The sequence below is a fragment of the Micromonospora sp. C81 genome (assembly GCF_018070425.1).
GTDB lineage: Bacteria > Actinomycetota > Actinomycetes > Mycobacteriales > Micromonosporaceae > Micromonospora > Micromonospora zamorensis.
On the sequence record NZ_JAGPXS010000010.1, the window covers coordinates 131,972 to 148,645 of the forward strand.

The following is a 16,674-nucleotide window of genomic DNA, read 5'->3' on the forward strand; positions in this document are numbered from 1 at the left end:
TGACGCACGTGTGCGCGCTCATGCCGCCGACCGGGCGTCACGAGCGGCCGGGGGAAACGCTCACCACGTTGCTAAGCTGCCGACGTGCCGGCGCTGATCGAGATCGTGTCCGTCATCGACGCTGCCCCGGACGTGGTGTTCGACCTGGAACTCGATGTGGACGTGCACGCCGCGTCCCTGCGCGGCAGCCAGGAGACGGCCACCACCAGCACCGGACGTCGTCTCCTCACGCTCGGAGACGAGGTCACCTTCCGCGCCCGCCATCTGGGTCTGCGCTGGTGCATGACCAGCCGGATCACCGTCTATGAACGGCCCCACCGCTTCGTTGACGAGCAGACACGGGGTCCTTTCAGCGCCTTCCGTCATGAGCACCACTTCCAAGGCCTGGACGGCGGTGGGACGCGGATGACCGACCGCGTGACGATGAGCGCACCCTGGGGGCCGCTGGGAGCGGTGGCCGCCCGGGTGCTGGTCGCGCCGTATCTGCGACGCCTGCTGAGGCAGCGGGCAGCGCACATCAGGTCCTTGGCGGAAGCCCACGATCGTCGGGCGTGACGACGCCGGGTGGCGTGTCGTGACCGTCCCGAGAGCCTGTCGATCACGCGGATTCCTCCCGGGCTAGTCTTCGCCGCATGGCTTTGCGACCGGACGAGTTCTACGACCACGCAATCGCCGCCGCGGACAGCGAGCGTCGACTTCCGTTGGCACGGATGACGGGCTGGGAGATCAGTCCCTTCGAGCCGGACGGGTTGCGCGTAACGCCCCTGCGCCCGCCGGTGCTCCCGGAGCCCCCGCGCCACGGTGAGGATCCGTCGGACTGTGACGCGTGCCGCGACCGGGACAAGGGCATCTGGTGGAACGACCACTGGCGACTGGTCCGGATCTCGGGCGTGGGCGTCCCGCTCGTACTCATGCTGCATCCGCGTGACCACTACGACATGGCGGACCTGCCGGACGAGCTGGCCGCCGAACTGGGGCTGTTGGGCACCCGCATCGTTCGCCACATGCAGGCGCTGCCGCACATCTCGCGGGCTCACCTGTATCGCATCGGCGATGGTGGCGCCCACCTGCACATCTGGTTCTTCGCCCGGCCCGAAGGGCAGGCACAGTTTTTCGGGTCGTGGCTGCCCGTCTGGGACGACCTGCTGCCGGAGTATCCGGCCGACGTCGCAGAGGCCGACGCTGAGATCGTGGCGGAGGCGCTGCTCGCGTCCCACGGAGGCCACCGGCCGTCCACGGATCGAACGGGCTCCTAGCGGACGCGCTGCCCCAGGCGGAGCCGGCCTGGTTGGACGACATCGGCGTACGTCCCGAAGCAGGCCGCGTGCCCGAGCCCGGCGACCGGGACGCGGTAGTGCCGAGCCAGGGCGCTCAGCACCGAGCGGTCCGCCGGCAGGTCGGCCTGGGGCAGGCCGGGAATGACGCACCTCGGGGTGGGCAGGGTAACCCGGAGCACGACGTCGCCCAGACGTAGCTCCTGCCCCGGTTCCGGGTCACCGGGTGCGTCGATGACCAGGTTCGGTCGAAAGCGCGCCGCGGCCACACTGGCGCCTCCGATGCGCTGGCCCAGCAGATCCAGCGCACCGGTGGTCACGATGTGGACGGCGCCGAAATCGACGAACCGGCCGACTCGTTCGGTGCCCGCGATCGTCGTGATGGTTTCCTGGCCGGGCCGGGTGCCGCTCATCCAGTCCGGCACCATGCCGACCTCGTCGGGCAACGTCCGGTGCAGCCGTGCGTCAGGCGGCAGCTCCCGGCTCAGCCGCACCGGGCGGCCCAGGTGCCTGCTCAGTGCGGCATCTGCCGCAGCGCTGCCGGCTCGCAGCGAGGTGCCGTCGACGTCCAGCGTCACCGTCGTCTCCGCGCCGTCGACGTGTGTCGTGGCGGCGACACCGCACAGGCGACCCCATCGTCGTGGATGTTTGGCGCTGCCCACCGTCCCGTCCAGGCGATCGATGCAGGCCCACGCCCGATCGCCGCGCAGACCGGTCGGCTCGACCTCGACCGCCGTGAGTGCCTCGCCTTGAGCGCTCTTGAGCGGATAGCGCCGGAGCATGACAACCGAACTCATGACGACCATGCTGCCCGATCACCGCTGGTACGGCAGGGACAGCACGGGCTGTCGTCATGCCCGGGAGGACGAGAGCGCTTCCGCGATCATTCGATGGCCCTGCGCTTCGAATGGTTCGTCGCCCACGCGGTGGGCCCAGACGGCAGTGCCTATCGCCGCGCGGACCCGGTCACGGTGCCACGCACCCGCATCGCGCGGATCGGGCCCGTACCCGTCGAGGAACGCCGTTTCGAGGTTCGGGTTGCGGTTGAAGTCCTGGACGGCGAGCCGGGCGAAATCCGTGGACGCGGGACGCATTGCCGCACGGCCGAAGTCGATGATGCCCACGACGTCGCGGTGGACGATCCAGTTTCGGGGCTGCCAGTCCCCATGGGTGGGCACCAGGGTCGCGGGTGGTGTCGCCCAGGTCCCGATCTCGGCTCGTAGGCGCTCCGCGGTGGCCGCGGCGATCCCGTGTGGTTGGCGGAGCCACGCCAGTGACTTCTCGTTCTCGCGCCTCTCGTAGTCGTCGTCCACGACGACACTCTGCGCGTGCAGCAGGGCCAGCAACTCGCCCGCCTGCCGATACACGGCGGGGTCGTCGGCGTGCGTGCCGCCCAGCACCAGCTCACCGGGCAGGTACCGGGTGACGAGGACCTTCGCGTCCGCGCTGCCGTGCACCAGGGCAGGCGCGCGTCCCCGGCTGGTCCAGGGGTGCAACCAGTTGAGGTGGGCATGGAGTTCTCGTTGGATGTGGTGGTCGTCAGGGCCGGCGGCTTTGACGATGAATCGTGACCCGGCGTGGGTCATCTCGACGACGGTGGTCGTCGTCAGGCCCCAACTGTGGTCTCTCTCGACGGTCGCGTTCGGCAGCCACCGGTCCACCAACGCCCGCTGCTGGGCGGAGAGGTTCCCGAGCGCAGAAGTCACGGCCGAAATGATACGACTGAGCGCGGTGGCTCTCCGGGGGTTACAGTCAGCCGCCATCAATCCCCATGATCGAGGAGAGCCCCATGTCGATTCAGGCATTTCTGTACATCGTCGCTGTCATTCTCATCGTGCTCGCCGCCCTGCCCCTGCCCACCCGGGGCGTCTCACTCGCGCTTCTGGGTGCGGCGTGCGCCCTGCTCGCCTACGCCTGGCCGGTGATCACCAACTGACGTGAGGGGCGGGTCGTCGTCGCGGCCGGTGGCCGGCAGTCACAAACTGCCGCCTGCCCGCCGTGTGCGGTGTCGCGGCGCGGTGCTGCGCGGCGGAGAGCAAGCCCTCCTCCGGTACGCGCACCAGGACGTCAATCCCTTTGTCGCCCTGCCGGGGCGGTGTCTAGGGTCTGGTGATGCGTTCGCGACTGCTGGCAGTGACCGTCGAGGCGGACGACCCGGCTCGTGCGGCCCAGTTCTGGTCCGCTCTGCTCGGCCGGGAGGTCTTCGAGGACGCCGTCGGTGCGCTCCTGCCGGGCGAGGACGCCCAGCTTGCTCTTCGGTTCGTTCCGGGCCGCGCTGGTCAGCTCGGCGCGAACCGCATGCACCTGCACCTGACCAGCGCTGATCTCGACGAGCAGCAGCACACGGTGGCGACGGCGTTGAAGCTGGGTGGCCGCCACCTCGACGTCGGGCAACGACCCGAGGAGAGGCACGTCGTCCTGGTCGACCCCGCGGGCTACGCGTTCTGCGTGATCGAGCCGGGCAACGCCTACCTCGCCGGACGCGGCTTCCTCGGTGAGCTCACCTGCGACGGCAACCGGGACGTCGGCCTGTTCTGGAGCAACGTGCTGGGCTGGCCGCTGGTGTGGGACCAGGACGAGGAGACCGCGATCCAGTCACCACGCGGCGGCACCAAGATCGCATGGGCGGGCTCGCCGGTGGCCCCGAGAACCGAGCCGAACCGGCAGCGCTTCGAACTGGTCCCGGCCGCTGGCGACCAGCAGGCGACGGTCGACGAGCTGGTCTCGCTGGGCGCCACCCGACTTGATGTCGCTCAGGACGGCGCAGTCGTGCTGGCAGACCCGGACGGCAACGAGTTCTGCGTCAGGCCGGCGCACCACAGCTCCGCCGCATCGCCTGCTGCGGCACCTCAATGAGATGGCGTGACGCAGGGGCCTCCCCGTCCTTGCACGGCTGAGCACGAAGGGCTCGACCTTCACACAGCGATCGCCGCGATGGCGGCATGCGGTCGCTGGTCGCCTTCTCTCGGTCGCTCCAGGCGCTCGACCTCCTTGAAGCCGGCCCGGCTGAGGCGCTCGGAGATCTCGTCCAGGGGCCAGCGGTAGGCGGTCACGACCTTGTGGTCGAAGGCGCCGACCTCGTCGGCGACGAACACGCCCAGCACCACCGTCCCGGCTGGGGCGATCGCTCGCCGGAACTCGTTGAGGACGCCGTCCAGCTCCTGCGGTGGCAGATGGATCGTCGAGTACCACGCGAGGATGCCGTCGAGGGAGCCGCTGGCGACGTCGAGGTTCTCCAGCGACCCGAGCTGGAACTCGACGTCCGGGTGGGCGGCCCGCGCGTGGGCGAGGAACTCGGGCACCAGGTCGATCCCCGCCGCGTCGACGCCCAGCGAACGCAGGTAACCGGTGAGATGGCCGGGGCCACACCCCAGATCGAGCACCCTGCCCGCCCGAGTCCCCAGATGCCGGCCGATGAACGAGAGGTCGGCCGGATCCACCTGCTCGCGGCTGCCGAACAGCCCGATGTACAGCTCCGAGACGGACGCGTATGCCTGCCGGACCTTGTCCCTGTCCACCCGGGCACTATACGGCCCACCGGAGTGGGTGGGTCCGTCCTCGGCGTCGGCTGCCCGCGCTCGTTTGTCGGACCGGCACGCCGGGCACAGAAAGACCATGACGAATGAACGGGTCAAGTCTGTCGGCGGCTACTTCATGCGATTTCTCGGCGGAGTGGCAGTCATCATCGGCATTCTGGCGGTCTTCTCCAGTCTGGCCCAGGGCAATCTCGTCGGGATCGTCCTCGGCGTCGTCTTCGTTGCCGGCGGGGCGTACATGCTCAAGCGCTCAGGCGGGGCCAGCCAGGCGCGCGGTGCGGCACCGACGTCAGGCAGCACCCGCTGAGGCACGACCGGGTCGTCGGTCGTGCCGGCTCCGCAGACCTCTCGGAACCGGCACGACCGACCTGATGGTGCACGTGGTCAGCTCCGGGTGGACCACTGCTGGTTGCTGCCGCCGTTGCAGGCCCAGAGGATGAGTTTGGTGCCGTTCGCGGTGGCGGCGCCGTTGGCGTCGAGGCAGAGCCCGGACTGGGCGCCGGTGATCGTGCCGTTGGCATTGAGGTTCCACTGTTGGTTGGTGCCCCCGTGGCAGTCCCAGATGATCGCCTGGGTGCCGTTGGTGGTGCCCTGGCCGGAGGCGTCGAGGCACTTGTTGCCGTACACCTGGAGTTGCCTGGCGGCGGTGTAGGTCCAACGTTGCGGCGTGCCGCCGGTGCAGTCCCACAGCTGGGTCTGGGTGCCGTTGGTGGTGCTGCCGTTCGGTACGTCGATGCAGCGGCCGGACTGGCCACCCACGACCTGGACGTTCTGTTGCGGGTTGCCGCCGCCGGCCGGCGCGTAGGCGGCGGCGTTGATGTTGGCCTGCACGGCGTTCTCGGTGGCCGCCGACGGGTAGCCCGAGGTCAGCACGCCCTCGAAGAAGGTGCCTCGGCCGGTGATGCTGTTGTCGCCGCCGATGCCGAGGAGGATGGCACCCTCCTTCTTCATCGGGTGGTAGCCGTTGGGGCGGGGCCCGTCGAAGTAGGTGGTCAGGCTGCCCGACTGCGCGTTGCCGCCCCGGATCGCCCAGTGGTTCGGCTCGCCCTTGACCATGGCCGTGACGAAGCGGTGGTTGATGGACGCGATGTTGTTGTAGCCCGCGTTCACCCCGGAGAACAGCCCCCACTCCAGGTCGGCCATGACCCAGGGGCCGCTGCCCGCGCCGTAGCCCCACTGCTTGTTGGCGCCGAAGTAGACGGTCTCCATGATGGCGCGCTCGTCGGCAAGGTTGTTCGTCTGGGCGTTGCCGTAGTCGAAGCAGCACCACTGGTTGTAGTGCGTGCCGTCGACGACCGCGTAGATCCCCTCGGGCTGGTCGCCGGTCGCGACGCCGTTGGTGTTGTTGTTGCGGTAACCGGTGCCGGGCGCGATGTAGACGCCGTACGCCTTCTGGCCGCCGACGGTGACCGGCGCGGCCTTCGCGTCGGCGAGGTTGTCCCATCCACCGGGGGCGGGGCCGGTGAAGCCGCCGGGCGGTGCCTGGGTGAGACGGTTGTTGCGACCGGACTGGTCGTAGATGACGGTGATGACGCAGCTGGTGTTGGCGCAGAACGAGTCCTGGGTCGCGGCATTCGCGTATCCGCCCGCGCTCAGCAGACCGATGTCCCGGGTGGTGCTGTCCGACGAGCGTCGGACCTGGTAGAGCGGGCCGTTGTACGCGCCGTACAGCGCCCGGGTGGTGCTGTGCGCGGCAACGCACGGGGTGCCGCCGGTGGCGTAGATGTCGCACGGGCCCGAGACTGCGGCCCGAGCGCTCGGCGCGTCCGAGGCGACGTAGGCACCAGCGCCGGCGAGAAGGACCAACACGGTCCCCGCGGTGGCAATGAGGCGACTTAGCTTTTTCTTCACGTTCATCGGATCCTTTCCGGTGTGCGGTGGGATGCGGCGTGGCGACGATTCTTCATCACACGTAATACCTATGACATTAATGGTTGTCCATGCGATAGCGCCAGGTCGCGAGCCGGGGCCCCCGGTTGTCGAGCGTCGGGTGGATATGCTCGTCAGCGCAGCCTGGTGCGTCCCGTGTCGGGGCAAGATTCGATTCGAGGGCGGTCTATGAACATCGGGGAGATCGCTCGCCGGGCCGGGGTTTCCCGCAGCACCGTGTCCTACGTGCTGAGCGGAAAACGGACGGTGTCGGAGGCGACCCGGCAACGGATCCAGGCGGTCATCGACGAGCTGGACTATCGGCCGAACGCCAGCGCCCGCGCGTTGAAGGAGGGCCGCACCCGCACCCTCGGGCTGGTGATCCCTCCGGCGAGCCAACGGTTGACCGACATGCAGTTGGGCTTCGTCGCCAGCGTCGTCGAGGCGGCCGCTCGCCACGACCTCGATGTGCTGCTGTCGCCGTCCGGTGGCGACCACGACCGGTCGTTCGAGCGGATCGTCACCGGGCGTCGGGTCGACGGCGTGGTGCTCATGGAGATCCGCCTGGAGGACGAGCGGGTGACTCGGCTGACGAAGGCCGGCCTGCCCTTCGTCACGATCGGGCGGACGGCCGAACCACACGGCATGAGCTGGATCGACATCGACTACGCCGGGTTGATCGCCCGGTGCGTGCACCACCTGGCCGATCTGGGGCACCGGCAGGTGGCCCTCGTGAACCGCTCCGCCGAGCTGGTCGCCGCGGGTTACGGCCCCAGCCATCGGGCGCTGGCCGGGTTCCGGGCGGCTGCCGAGGAACGAGGCCTGACCGGTGTGGAGGTCTGCTGCGGCGACGACACGGCCTCGGGCGAGGCGTGCGTCGAGCAGCTGCTCGTGACGCACCCGGGCGTCACGGCGGTGGCCACCATCAACGAGGCAGCGCTGCCCGGAATGCAGCGCGCGTTGACCGGCGCCGGGTTGTCCGTGCCCGGCGACTTCTCCGTCACCGGCGTCGCTGCCCAGCACTGGGCGGAGGATTTCCGCCCACCGTTGACCGCTGCCGACGTACCGATGGTCGAGATGGGCGCCGAGGCGGTGTCGCTGCTTCTGGAGAACATCGCCGAGCGCGGGGCCGTGCCACGACACCGGCTATACAGCCCGCCCATCTCGTTGCGCTCCAGCACCGGCCCGGTCCGGGCCCGCTGAGCCGGCCCTAGCCTCCCGCTGCCCGCCGTTGCTCCTGCGCGGCGGCGAGGATGAGATAGCTGCTGGCGGTCCAGGTGTAGGCGCGGTCGCGCAGCCCGGCCCCGGTCTCGGCGTCGAAGTTCTCCGCGAACCCGGACTTCTCACACAGGGCGAGGAATCGTCGACTGATGTCGTCGGCCATCCGGCTCTGGCCGGCCCGCCGCAGACCGTCCTCGATCAGAACCGTGGAGGGCGCCCAGATCGGCCCGCGCCAGTAGCCGTCGGCGACGTAGTGGGCCGAATCCGTCGGTTCGGTGGCCAGCCCGTGGGTGGTCAGGTGGGTTTCGACGCCCCGCGCCAGCGCTGCCGCGACCGGTGCCGGCAGGTCGGCCCCGAGCGCGATGGGCATCAGGTCGAGCAGGCTGCGGCTGGCCCTCCGTCGTCCGGTGCGGGGGCTGCGGGCGGTGAAGCGTTCGCCGTCCCACAGTTCCCGCAGCAGGGCCGCGCAGATCCGGTCGGCCTCCCGGGACCACGGCTCGGCCGGCTCGCCCAGCTCGGTGGCGAGGTCCGCGAGGCAGCGGAGCTGCGAGACCAGGAACGCGGCGAGGTCGGCCGTCTGGAGGACCCGGTCGGCGTCGAAGGTGGTCGCGTTGTCCCAGCCGCTGTCATTGCCGTGCTGGTAGTGGGGCAGGTCCTGGCCGGGAGCTCGACGGGCGTCGAGCCAGAACCGGGTCCAGCGTGCAAGCCGGTCGTACGTCTGCGCCAGCGCCGCCCGATCCGGTGGCTGGGGAAGTCGTCGGCGCAGGTGTCGCAGGGCCCAGCCGTGGATGGGGGGCTTGACGTAGTTGTGCAGGACCTCGGAGTGGGTGACCGAGTCTGGCAACGCACCGGCTTCGTCCTGGTGGTCGAAGGGCAGATGGAACTGGTGCCAGGCCAGCTCCGGCTCACCGCCGGCCAGGGCGATCGCGTTGAAGCAGTGGTCCCAGCTCCACACCTTGTCCATCCAGTGCTTGGACATCAGGACCGCCGGTCGGGTGACGAAGCCCGCCGGGGCGACGGTGGCCGACCACAGCACGTACGCGGCCAGTTCGGCGGCAGGGGTCTCCGCGCCGCGCCACGGCGCGATCGCGTCGACGAACGCGGTGAACTCCGCGATGCGGTCCCGGCACAACTGCTTGAAGGTGACCGATCCGGCGTACGGGCGGCGGGCGGTGGCGTACTCCTCGACCGCGATCTCCCAGGGCTGGTCGCCCGGCAGGTCCAGTGAGCGGTCGGCGGTGCCGAGCGCCTCCGCGCCGTCGGTCCGCGCGAGAGTGCCCGAGAGCACCGTGACCCGGTAGCGGCGACCCGTCTCGTACGAGGTGAACACGTGTGACCCGTCGAGCGGGTCCAAGTACAGGTAGGTGCCGCTGAACGGTGTGAGGATGCGCGCGGCGGCGGCCACCCGCAGACCGAGCCCTCGGCCCCGGATCCGCAGGGTGTCCGGTCCGTCGTAGACGGCCTCGATCCGACCGGTGCCGTCACGCCAGGTCAGCAGCGCGGGTGTGGCGACGACAGTGGCGCCGGCGACCGTGGGGGACAGGCGCAGCACCGGATGCATCCCGGTCTGGTGGGAGACCAGGTGCAGGTCCTCGGCGTACGTCTTCTCGGCTACCACCGGGGAGATATTGAACCAGGAACCGCGGTAGCTGAACGGGATGTCCTGGATTGCGAACTCCGGACCGGACGGGGCGACGGTCATGGGTGGCGGGTGCCTTTCTGTGGTGCGGGTGGTGAATCCTCGACCGCGTGGGTGGTCAGTCCTTGACGGCGCCGGCGGTCACGCCCATCGAGACGTACCGCTGGGCCAGGATCAGCAGCGCGGCGGCCGGGATGGAGGCGACGACGGCGGTGGCCATGATGGCGTTCCACTGCTGGTTGTTGTTGCCGATGTAGTGGTAGATGCCGAGGGTGATCGGCTGGTGGTCGCCGCCGCCGGCGAGGGTCGAGGCGAAGATGAAGTCCGACCAGGACCACAGGAACGCGAACAGCGACACCGTGACGATCGAGTTGCGGCTCACCGGCAGCACGACCGACCAGAAGGTCCGCAGCCGGCCAGCGCCGTCGACCACGGCCGCCTGGAGCAGCTCGTCGGGAATTCCGGACATGAAGGCCGTGAAGATCAGTACGCCGAACGGCACCGCGAGCGTGGTGTCGGCCAGGATCAGGCCGGGCAGCGTGTTGAGGATGCCGAGGGTGAGATAGATGGCGTAGAAGCCCATCGCCATGATGATCCCCGGGATCATCTGCGCGATCAGCAGCACGAAGCTCAGCGCCGGGCCGCCGGGCGGTCGGAGCTTCGCCAGCGCGTACCCGGCGGGAGCGGCCAGCGCCACGGTCAGCACCACAGTGCCGAGGCCGACCAGGAAGCTGGTCCCGAGGTACGGCAGTTGCTGGTCGAGCACCGCCCGGTAGCCGTCCAACGTGCCGTTGGTCGGGATCAGGTGCGGGGGACTGGCCCGCATGTCCCGGTCCCGGGTGAACGACACGTTGATCATCCAGTAGACGGGGAAGAGCATCAGCCCGGTCAGCACCAGACCGACACCGGTCTTCCACCAGGCCCGAGGCGTTGATGCGGTCATCGTAGGTGCTGCCTTCGCTCGATCCGGATGTAGACGAGCCCGGCGATCAGGGCCATCACGATGAGCAGGTTGCCGACGGCCGCGCCCGGGCCGAACTCGGGCAGGAGGTTGCCGAATCCGAGGCGGTACGACCAGGTCGCGAGCGTGGCTGAGGAGCCGGTCGGCCCGCCTCTGGTCATGATCCAGACGATGTCGAAGACCTTCAGTGTGTAGATCAACCCCAGCAACAGCGTGATCGCGGAGACGGGGCGCAGCAACGGGAAGGTGATCGACCAGAACCGCTGCCATCCCGTCGCGCCGTCCAGCGCCGACGCCTCGTACATCTCGGTGGGGATCGCCTGTAGGCCGCTGTAGAGCACCACCAGGTTGAACGGGATGCCGATCCAGATGTTCGCGATGATCACCGAGGTGAGCGACCAGCCCGGCGAGGTGAGCCAGTTGACCGGGTCGATGCCGACGACACCGAGCGCGGCGTTGACCAGCCCCGAGTCGCTGTTGAGCAGCCACGACCAGGTCGACGCCGACACGATCAGTGGCAGCAGCCACGGTACGAGGATCAGTGCCCGCAGCGTGCGCGACAGCGGGAAGTGCTGGTGGAAGAAGAGGGCCAGGGCCATGCCGATGGTGAACTGGAAGGCGAGCGACGCGGCGGTGAAGACCACTGTGTGCGTCAGCGTCGGCCCGAAGGCCGGGTCGGTCAGCACGGTCCGGTAGTTGTCCAGGCCGGCGAAGGGCGCGCCGCCCTGCACGAACGAGCGGACGGTGTACTCGCGCAGGCTCAGCTCGACGTTGCGGTAGAGCGGGTAAGCGTAGAAGGCCAACAGGTAGATGGTGACGGGTGCCAGGAAGCCCCATGCCGGCCATCGGCTGCGCCGGCGGGCACGGGACGGGGGAGGCCCGGGTGGGGCGGCCTTCGCCGCCCCACCCTGGTCTCGTGCGGTGGTGGAGCTCTGTGTCATCGGGGGCATGGTGTCGGTTCGGCGTGCTTACCTGGTCGTGGCGGCGGCCTGCGCGGCGGACAGCGCCTCGCGCGGCGACTTCCCGCCGCTGAGTGCCGCCTGCACCGCAGTCCACAGCGATTCGGAGATCTTCGGATACTTCGTGCCGAGGTTGTCGCCGGTGCGGCCCTTGGCCGCTCGGACCGCCTCGACCCACACCTTGAGCTTGGGGTCCGCGGTGGCCTGTCGATCCTGGACGGCGGCGACAGGCGCGACGTAGGAGAGCGTGGTGTCGGTGGTGAGGAGGTTGTCGGCGTTGGTCAGGCAGGCGACGAGCTTCTGCGACGTGTCGTACCGACCGGTGTCCTTCTGCACCGGGATGGAGACGAACTCACCGCCGGTGGGCGCGGGGGCCGGGCCACCCGCGCTGGCCGGGATCGCGATGGTGCCGTACGAGAAACCGAGCTTCTCCGCGTTGGCCAGCTGCCAGGTGCCGTTCTCGGCGAACGCGTAATCGCCGGTGGCGAACTCCTGCCAACTCGTGGTCTGGGTGTTGTTGATGACGGAGTTGGGGGCGTGGCCCTGCTTGAGCCAGTCCGTCCAGAGCGTCAGCGCAGACACCGCCTGCGGCGAGTCCAGAGTGGTTAGTTGGGCTCCCGATCCCCAGAACCAGGGCAGGAACTGGAAGCTGCCCTCCTCGGTGCCGATGGCCGAGAACGTGATGCCCTTCTTTCCCTTGGCCTTGACCGTGGTCAGTGCCGCGGTCAGGGACGTCCAGTCCTTGATCGTGGCCGGGTCGACGCCGGCGGCGGTCAGCAGATCCTTGTTGTAATAGAGAGCAAGCGTGTTCGCCCCGATCGGCACTCCGTACGTCCGGCCCTCGCTCTGGCCGGCGCCGAGCAGGTTCTTCTCCATGGCCGAGACGTCCAGCTTGTTGTCGTCGGTGGTGGTGAGGGCGCCGGCCTCGGCCAGTGTCGAGATCACCGGGTTGTCCACGATCAGCACGTCCGGCGAGTTGCCCTGCTGGGCGGCGAGCAGCGCCTTGTTGGTCAGGTCGGTGGTGTCGTAGCCGGTCCGCTCGATCGTCGCCCCGGCGGAGGTGCCGCACTTCTTGAGCAGCGTGACCCAGTCGGAGTCGTCGGCAAACTGCGGGTACGGGTCCCAGACGACGTAGGCGCCGCCTTCGGCGGGGTCGTCGGTGGACGACGAGCAGGCGCTGCCCGCCGCTGCGGCGAGCGCCATCACGACAACGGCGGCCAGGCGCCGCCGACGACTGAGTCCTGTCATGTGTTGCCTCACTTCAAGTCGATCGTCAGGTGGGGTGTGCGGGTGACCGTCGCGGGCCGGACCCAGTCCGACCATGAGGCGAACCGATTCGCCGAATCGGTTCGCCCGAAGATAGGTCTGTCCACACCTGCGGGTCAAGGGATCGGCCAGTCCATCGAGGACCTGGGCGGAAACGCCAGCTTCATCGGGTCTTCACTTCATTGACACAGATCAGTCCCCGGTCCTACGATCCGTGCGAATCGATTCGCAAGTGCTGCCTCCGGAGAGCGTCCCCCGCGCCCCACCAAGGAGCCGCCCGTGAAAACCCCGTCCCGCGGCAGGTCAGACCGAGCCCGTGCGCTCGTCGCCCGACTCGTGGTCGGCCTGCTCGCCGCCGCTGCCGCCGTAACCGTCGTCCCGTCCCCGGCCCAGGCGGCGAATGAGTCGATCAGCGTCGACTTCTCCACGACCAACGGCACGCCGACCTACCGTGCGTCCGGCTGGATCTACGGCATGACCGAGAACGCCAGCGGCCCGGCCGACCACTTCTACCGAGACGTCAAGTTCCAGTACATGCGCGCCGGTGGCGCGCAGCTTCCCGGCAGCGGCTGGGTCGGTGGCACCTACGACCGGCGGTGGAACTCCACAGTCGCCCAGGCCCGTCGGACCACGGCCCTCGGTGGGAAGTTCATCATCCTGCCGCACGACCTGTGGGGCGCCGACGGTGCCGGCATCTCCCGCTTCCCCGGCGACAACGGCAACTGGACCGACTACGACAACTTCCTGACCCGACTCATCAGCGACGTCCGGGCGTCCGGGCTGTCCGTGCAGTGGGACATCTGGAACGAACCCAACATCACCATCTTCTGGAACCGTCCGATCTCGCAGTACCTCGAACTGTGGCGCCGCACCTACCAGCGCATCCGAGCGGAGTTCCCCAGCCAGCTCATCGTCGGGCCGAGCTGCGCCTGCGTGCCGTCGACGACGCACACCTTCTGGAACCAGTACCTGGACTTCGTCCGCTCGACCAACACCGTGCCGGACATCATCAGCTGGCACTCGCTGCCGGGTGACCCGGTCGCCAACGTCGCCGCCGCCAACGCCACCCTCGACCCGCGCGGCATCGCCCACCCGCGGCCGTACCAGATCAACGAGTACGGCGCCCCCGACGAGCAGAACCCGGCCGACGGCGCCTGGTACATCGCGCGCCTGGAGCGGGCCCGGGCGGACGGCCTCCGGGCGAACTGGGCCAGCGGCGGCAGCCTGCACAACGACCTCGGCAACCTGCTGATCCGCAACTCGGCCGGTCAGCACCAGCCCAGGGGCGAGTGGTGGGCCTACCGCTACTACGCCTCCCAGGCCGGGCAGATCGTCGCGGTGACCCCCAGCCAGTCCTATGACGCGTACGCCACCAGGGCGACCGGCGCGGCGAAGGTGCTGGTCGGTGGTGGTCGTACCACCGGGAACCTGACAGTCAACCTGCAACGCCTGGACACCACCAGCGGCATCGTGCAGAACAACCAGGTCCGGGTCCTCACCCAGCGCATTCCCCACAACGGCGGCGGCGCCGTGCAGGGGCCGGTCACCGTCTCGAACAGCGTGGTCGGCGTCTCCAACAACAACGTCACAGTGACACTGCCGTACGCCAACCAGACCGACACCTACACGGTCACCCTGCTGCCGCCGTCGGACGGCGGCTTCCAGTCGGTGGCGGTGGCCCAGCACTCGCAGCAGTGCCTGGACAACCCCAACCTGAGCACCGCCGACGGCACGGTCCAGCAGCAGTTCTACTGCGAGGGCGGTGATCAGCAGCTCTGGAACTTCCGCCCGGTCGCCGGGGTGGCCAACACCTACACGGTGGTCAACCAGCAGAGCGGCAAGTGCCTCGACGTCAGTGGCGTGTCCACCGCCGACGGCGCGGCCGTGCATCAGTGGACCTGCCTGAACGGCACCAACCAGCAGTTCACCCTGCGCAAGGTGACCTACTCGGGCAACGACTCGCACGACTACCAACTCGTCGCCCGGCACAGCGGCAAGTGCGTCGACGTCAGCACGGTTTCCACGGCGGCGCGGGCGCCGGTCCACCAGTGGACCTGCATCGGAGCCGGCCAGGGCAACCCGCTGAACCAGACGTGGCGGGTCCTGGGCCGGTAGGCGTCTCGGGGGAGGTGAGGCGCTGGCTGTCCGCCCACCGGCCAGCGCCTCACCAGAGACACACATTTATTGACATGAATTCAACAAAGGTCATACGATTCGCTGCGAATCGATTCGCCATCACCGCCGCCGCGACCACCGCCCTGGCGCGTCGACAATCCCCCGCGCCCTCACGACTCCGAGGAGCAACCTCGTGCGAACCCCGTCCCCCGGTGGGCCAGGAAAAGCCCCCGAACTCATCCCGAGGCGCCATCGCGCCCGACGCCTGACCGCCCTGGCCGGCGCGCTGGTTGGCGTTCTCGTCGGCATCGGCGCCACCCCCGGCGCCCCCTCGCCGACCGCCGAGGCAGCCGCTGCGGCACCGCTGGCGGCAGCCATCGAGCCGGGGCAGAGCACCCCGATCATCGGTACGGCGTCCGGCCGCTGCCTCGAAGTGCCCAACTCCAGCACCACCAACGGCACCCAGACGCAACTGTGGGACTGCAACGGCGCTGCCGGCCAGACCTGGACCTGGACGTCGACCAGACAACTCCAGGTGTACGGCAACAAGTGCCTGGACGCCTCCGGCCGAGGCACCACCAACGGCACCCAGGCGATCATCTGGGACTGCAACGGCCAGAACAACCAGCAGTGGAACGTCAACAGCAACGGCACCGTCACCGGCGTGCAGTCCGGGCTGTGCCTCGACGCCAACGGCGCCGCCACCGCGAACGGCACGAAGATCATCCTCTGGTCCTGCAACGGCGGCACCAACCAGCAGTGGGCCTCGCCGACGACCCCGCCTCCGACCAACCCGCCGACCGGTTCGCGCCCGTGCGACATCTACGCCTCCGGCGGCACCCCGTGCATCGCGGCGCACAGCACGACGCGGGCGCTCTACGAGGCGTACGCCGGCAACCTCTACCAGGTCCGGCGTTCGTCGGACAACACGACCCGCAACATCGGGCTCACGGGTACGGGTGGCACCGCCAACGCGGCGACGCAGGACTCGTTCTGCTCCGGCACGACCTGCGTGATCACTGTCGTCTTCGACCAGTCCGGGCGCGGCAACGACCTCTGGTACCAGGGGTCGAGCGTGGTTCCGGGGTCACCGCAGAGCAGGCCGGCGACCGCGACGTCGGAGTCCCTGACGGTGGGCGGCGCCAAGGCGTACTCGCTCTACATCAACCCCGGCAACAGCTACTGGCGCGACGGCCACCTGACCGGGGTGCCGACCGGCGCGGCTCCCGAGGGCATGTACATGGTGACCAGCGGCACGCACGTCAACAGCGGCTGCTGTTTCGACTACGGCAACAGCGAGACGACGAGGAAGGCCGACGCCGCCGGGGCGATGGACGCCATCAACTTCGGTACGCAGTGCTGGTTCGGCGGCTGCTCGGGCAGTGGCCCCTGGGTGCAGGCCGACCTGGAGTGGGGTCTGTTCCCCGGCGGAAGCAGCTCCTGGAACCCGAACCAGCGCGCCTTCACCAGCAAGTTCGTGACCGCGACACTCAAGAACAACGGCGTGAGCCGCTTTGCCATCAAGGGCAGCAACGCCCAGTCCGGCAGCCTCTACACGCTCTGGGACGGCTCGCTCCCGCCGGGATACAGCCCGATGAAGAAGCAGGGCGCGATCATCCTGGGCAGTGGCGGTGACTGCTGCAAGCCCGACGGCGGCGCGAACCTGAGCGCCGGCACCTTCTACGAGGGGGCCATGGTCGCCGGCTATCCGTCCGACGCCACCGAGAACGCCGTGCAGACCAACGTGGTGACCGCCGGTTACCGCTGACCATGCCGGAACGACCCGTGCGCCGGTCACCACCCGAGTGGTGACCGGCGCACGGCCTCATCGGGC

16 protein-coding genes are annotated in these 16,674 nt (G+C 69.2%); 8 read left to right on the forward strand and 8 right to left on the reverse strand.

Going from position 1 to position 16,674, the window contains the following annotated elements:
* The first annotated feature begins 84 nt into the window (after positions 1-84).
* Both KBX46_RS18340 and KBX46_RS18345 read left to right on the forward strand, forming a co-directional pair.
* A complete protein-coding gene (locus KBX46_RS18340; RefSeq protein WP_308159583.1) occupies positions 85-555 on the forward strand; it encodes an SRPBCC family protein in 471 nt (156 codons plus the stop codon).
* Positions 556-632: 77 nt separating this feature from the next.
* Positions 633-1,256, forward strand: a complete 624-nt coding sequence (locus KBX46_RS18345) for an HIT family protein (RefSeq protein ID WP_210793392.1) — start codon at positions 633-635, stop codon at positions 1,254-1,256.
* On the opposite strand, the gene KBX46_RS18350 is transcribed toward KBX46_RS18345, so the two are convergent.
* Both KBX46_RS18350 and KBX46_RS18355 read right to left on the reverse strand, forming a co-directional pair.
* Positions 1,253-2,071 (reverse strand): MOSC domain-containing protein, encoded by an 819-nt coding sequence (locus tag KBX46_RS18350; protein WP_210793393.1) that lies wholly within the window; start codon positions 2,069-2,071, stop codon positions 1,253-1,255. The genes KBX46_RS18345 and KBX46_RS18350 overlap by 4 nt on opposite strands.
* A gap of 54 nt (positions 2,072-2,125) precedes the next feature.
* Positions 2,126-2,980 carry a phosphotransferase gene (locus KBX46_RS18355; RefSeq protein ID WP_210793394.1) on the reverse strand — a complete coding sequence of 285 codons (855 nt, stop codon included), beginning with the start codon at positions 2,978-2,980 and terminating at the stop codon, positions 2,126-2,128.
* A gap of 83 nt (positions 2,981-3,063) precedes the next feature.
* Here KBX46_RS18355 and KBX46_RS18360 point away from each other — a divergent pair, with 83 nt between their 5' ends.
* Positions 3,064-3,210 (forward strand): hypothetical protein, encoded by a 147-nt coding sequence (locus KBX46_RS18360; protein WP_172861983.1) that lies wholly within the window; start codon positions 3,064-3,066, stop codon positions 3,208-3,210.
* A gap of 176 nt (positions 3,211-3,386) precedes the next feature.
* The gene (locus tag KBX46_RS18365) at positions 3,387-4,130 is read left to right on the forward strand and encodes a VOC family protein (RefSeq protein ID WP_210793395.1); all 744 of its coding nucleotides are present in this window, start codon (positions 3,387-3,389) and stop codon (positions 4,128-4,130) included.
* Positions 4,131-4,189: 59 nt separating this feature from the next.
* Here the strand turns inward: KBX46_RS18365 and KBX46_RS18370 are convergent, their stop codons facing one another.
* A complete protein-coding gene (locus KBX46_RS18370; RefSeq protein ID WP_210793396.1) occupies positions 4,190-4,792 on the reverse strand; it encodes a bifunctional 2-polyprenyl-6-hydroxyphenol methylase/3-demethylubiquinol 3-O-methyltransferase UbiG in 603 nt (200 codons plus the stop codon).
* A 97-nt stretch (positions 4,793-4,889) separates the two neighbouring features.
* Between KBX46_RS18370 and KBX46_RS18375 the strand changes: the two genes are divergently transcribed.
* Positions 4,890-5,117, forward strand: a complete 228-nt coding sequence (locus KBX46_RS18375) for a hypothetical protein (RefSeq protein ID WP_157743913.1) — start codon at positions 4,890-4,892, stop codon at positions 5,115-5,117.
* A 77-nt stretch (positions 5,118-5,194) separates the two neighbouring features.
* On the opposite strand, the gene KBX46_RS18380 is transcribed toward KBX46_RS18375, so the two are convergent.
* Complete coding sequence (locus KBX46_RS18380) at positions 5,195-6,667, reverse strand: arabinofuranosidase catalytic domain-containing protein (protein WP_210793397.1); 1,473 nt, start codon at positions 6,665-6,667, stop codon at positions 5,195-5,197.
* A 201-nt stretch (positions 6,668-6,868) separates the two neighbouring features.
* On the opposite strand from KBX46_RS18380, the gene KBX46_RS18385 reads away from it, so the two are divergent.
* A complete protein-coding gene (locus KBX46_RS18385; RefSeq protein ID WP_210793398.1) occupies positions 6,869-7,882 on the forward strand; it encodes a LacI family DNA-binding transcriptional regulator in 1,014 nt (337 codons plus the stop codon).
* Between the two features lie 7 nt (positions 7,883-7,889).
* Here the strand turns inward: KBX46_RS18385 and KBX46_RS18390 are convergent, their stop codons facing one another.
* Genes KBX46_RS18390 through KBX46_RS18405 form a run of 4 tightly spaced genes read right to left on the reverse strand, consistent with a single transcriptional unit; the run spans position 7,890 to position 12,707 of the window.
* Positions 7,890-9,602: an amylo-alpha-1,6-glucosidase gene (locus KBX46_RS18390; protein ID WP_210793399.1), complete on the reverse strand. Its 1,713-nt coding sequence runs from the start codon at positions 9,600-9,602 to the stop codon at positions 7,890-7,892.
* A gap of 55 nt (positions 9,603-9,657) precedes the next feature.
* Positions 9,658-10,482 carry a carbohydrate ABC transporter permease gene (locus tag KBX46_RS18395; protein WP_210793400.1) on the reverse strand — a complete coding sequence of 275 codons (825 nt, stop codon included), beginning with the start codon at positions 10,480-10,482 and terminating at the stop codon, positions 9,658-9,660.
* A complete protein-coding gene (locus tag KBX46_RS18400; RefSeq protein ID WP_247667748.1) occupies positions 10,479-11,441 on the reverse strand; it encodes a carbohydrate ABC transporter permease in 963 nt (320 codons plus the stop codon). The genes KBX46_RS18395 and KBX46_RS18400 overlap by 4 nt, the downstream gene beginning before the upstream one ends.
* A 27-nt stretch (positions 11,442-11,468) precedes the next feature.
* The gene (locus KBX46_RS18405; RefSeq protein ID WP_210793401.1) at positions 11,469-12,707 is read right to left on the reverse strand and encodes an extracellular solute-binding protein; all 1,239 of its coding nucleotides are present in this window, start codon (positions 12,705-12,707) and stop codon (positions 11,469-11,471) included.
* A gap of 297 nt (positions 12,708-13,004) precedes the next feature.
* Between KBX46_RS18405 and KBX46_RS18410 the strand changes: the two genes are divergently transcribed.
* Complete coding sequence (locus KBX46_RS18410; protein WP_210793402.1) at positions 13,005-14,840, forward strand: RICIN domain-containing protein; 1,836 nt, start codon at positions 13,005-13,007, stop codon at positions 14,838-14,840.
* A 193-nt stretch (positions 14,841-15,033) separates the two neighbouring features.
* Entirely contained in the window at positions 15,034-16,608 is a 1,575-nt protein-coding gene (locus KBX46_RS18415) for an arabinofuranosidase catalytic domain-containing protein (protein WP_210793403.1), read from the forward strand.
* Positions 16,609-16,674 lie beyond the last annotated feature (66 nt).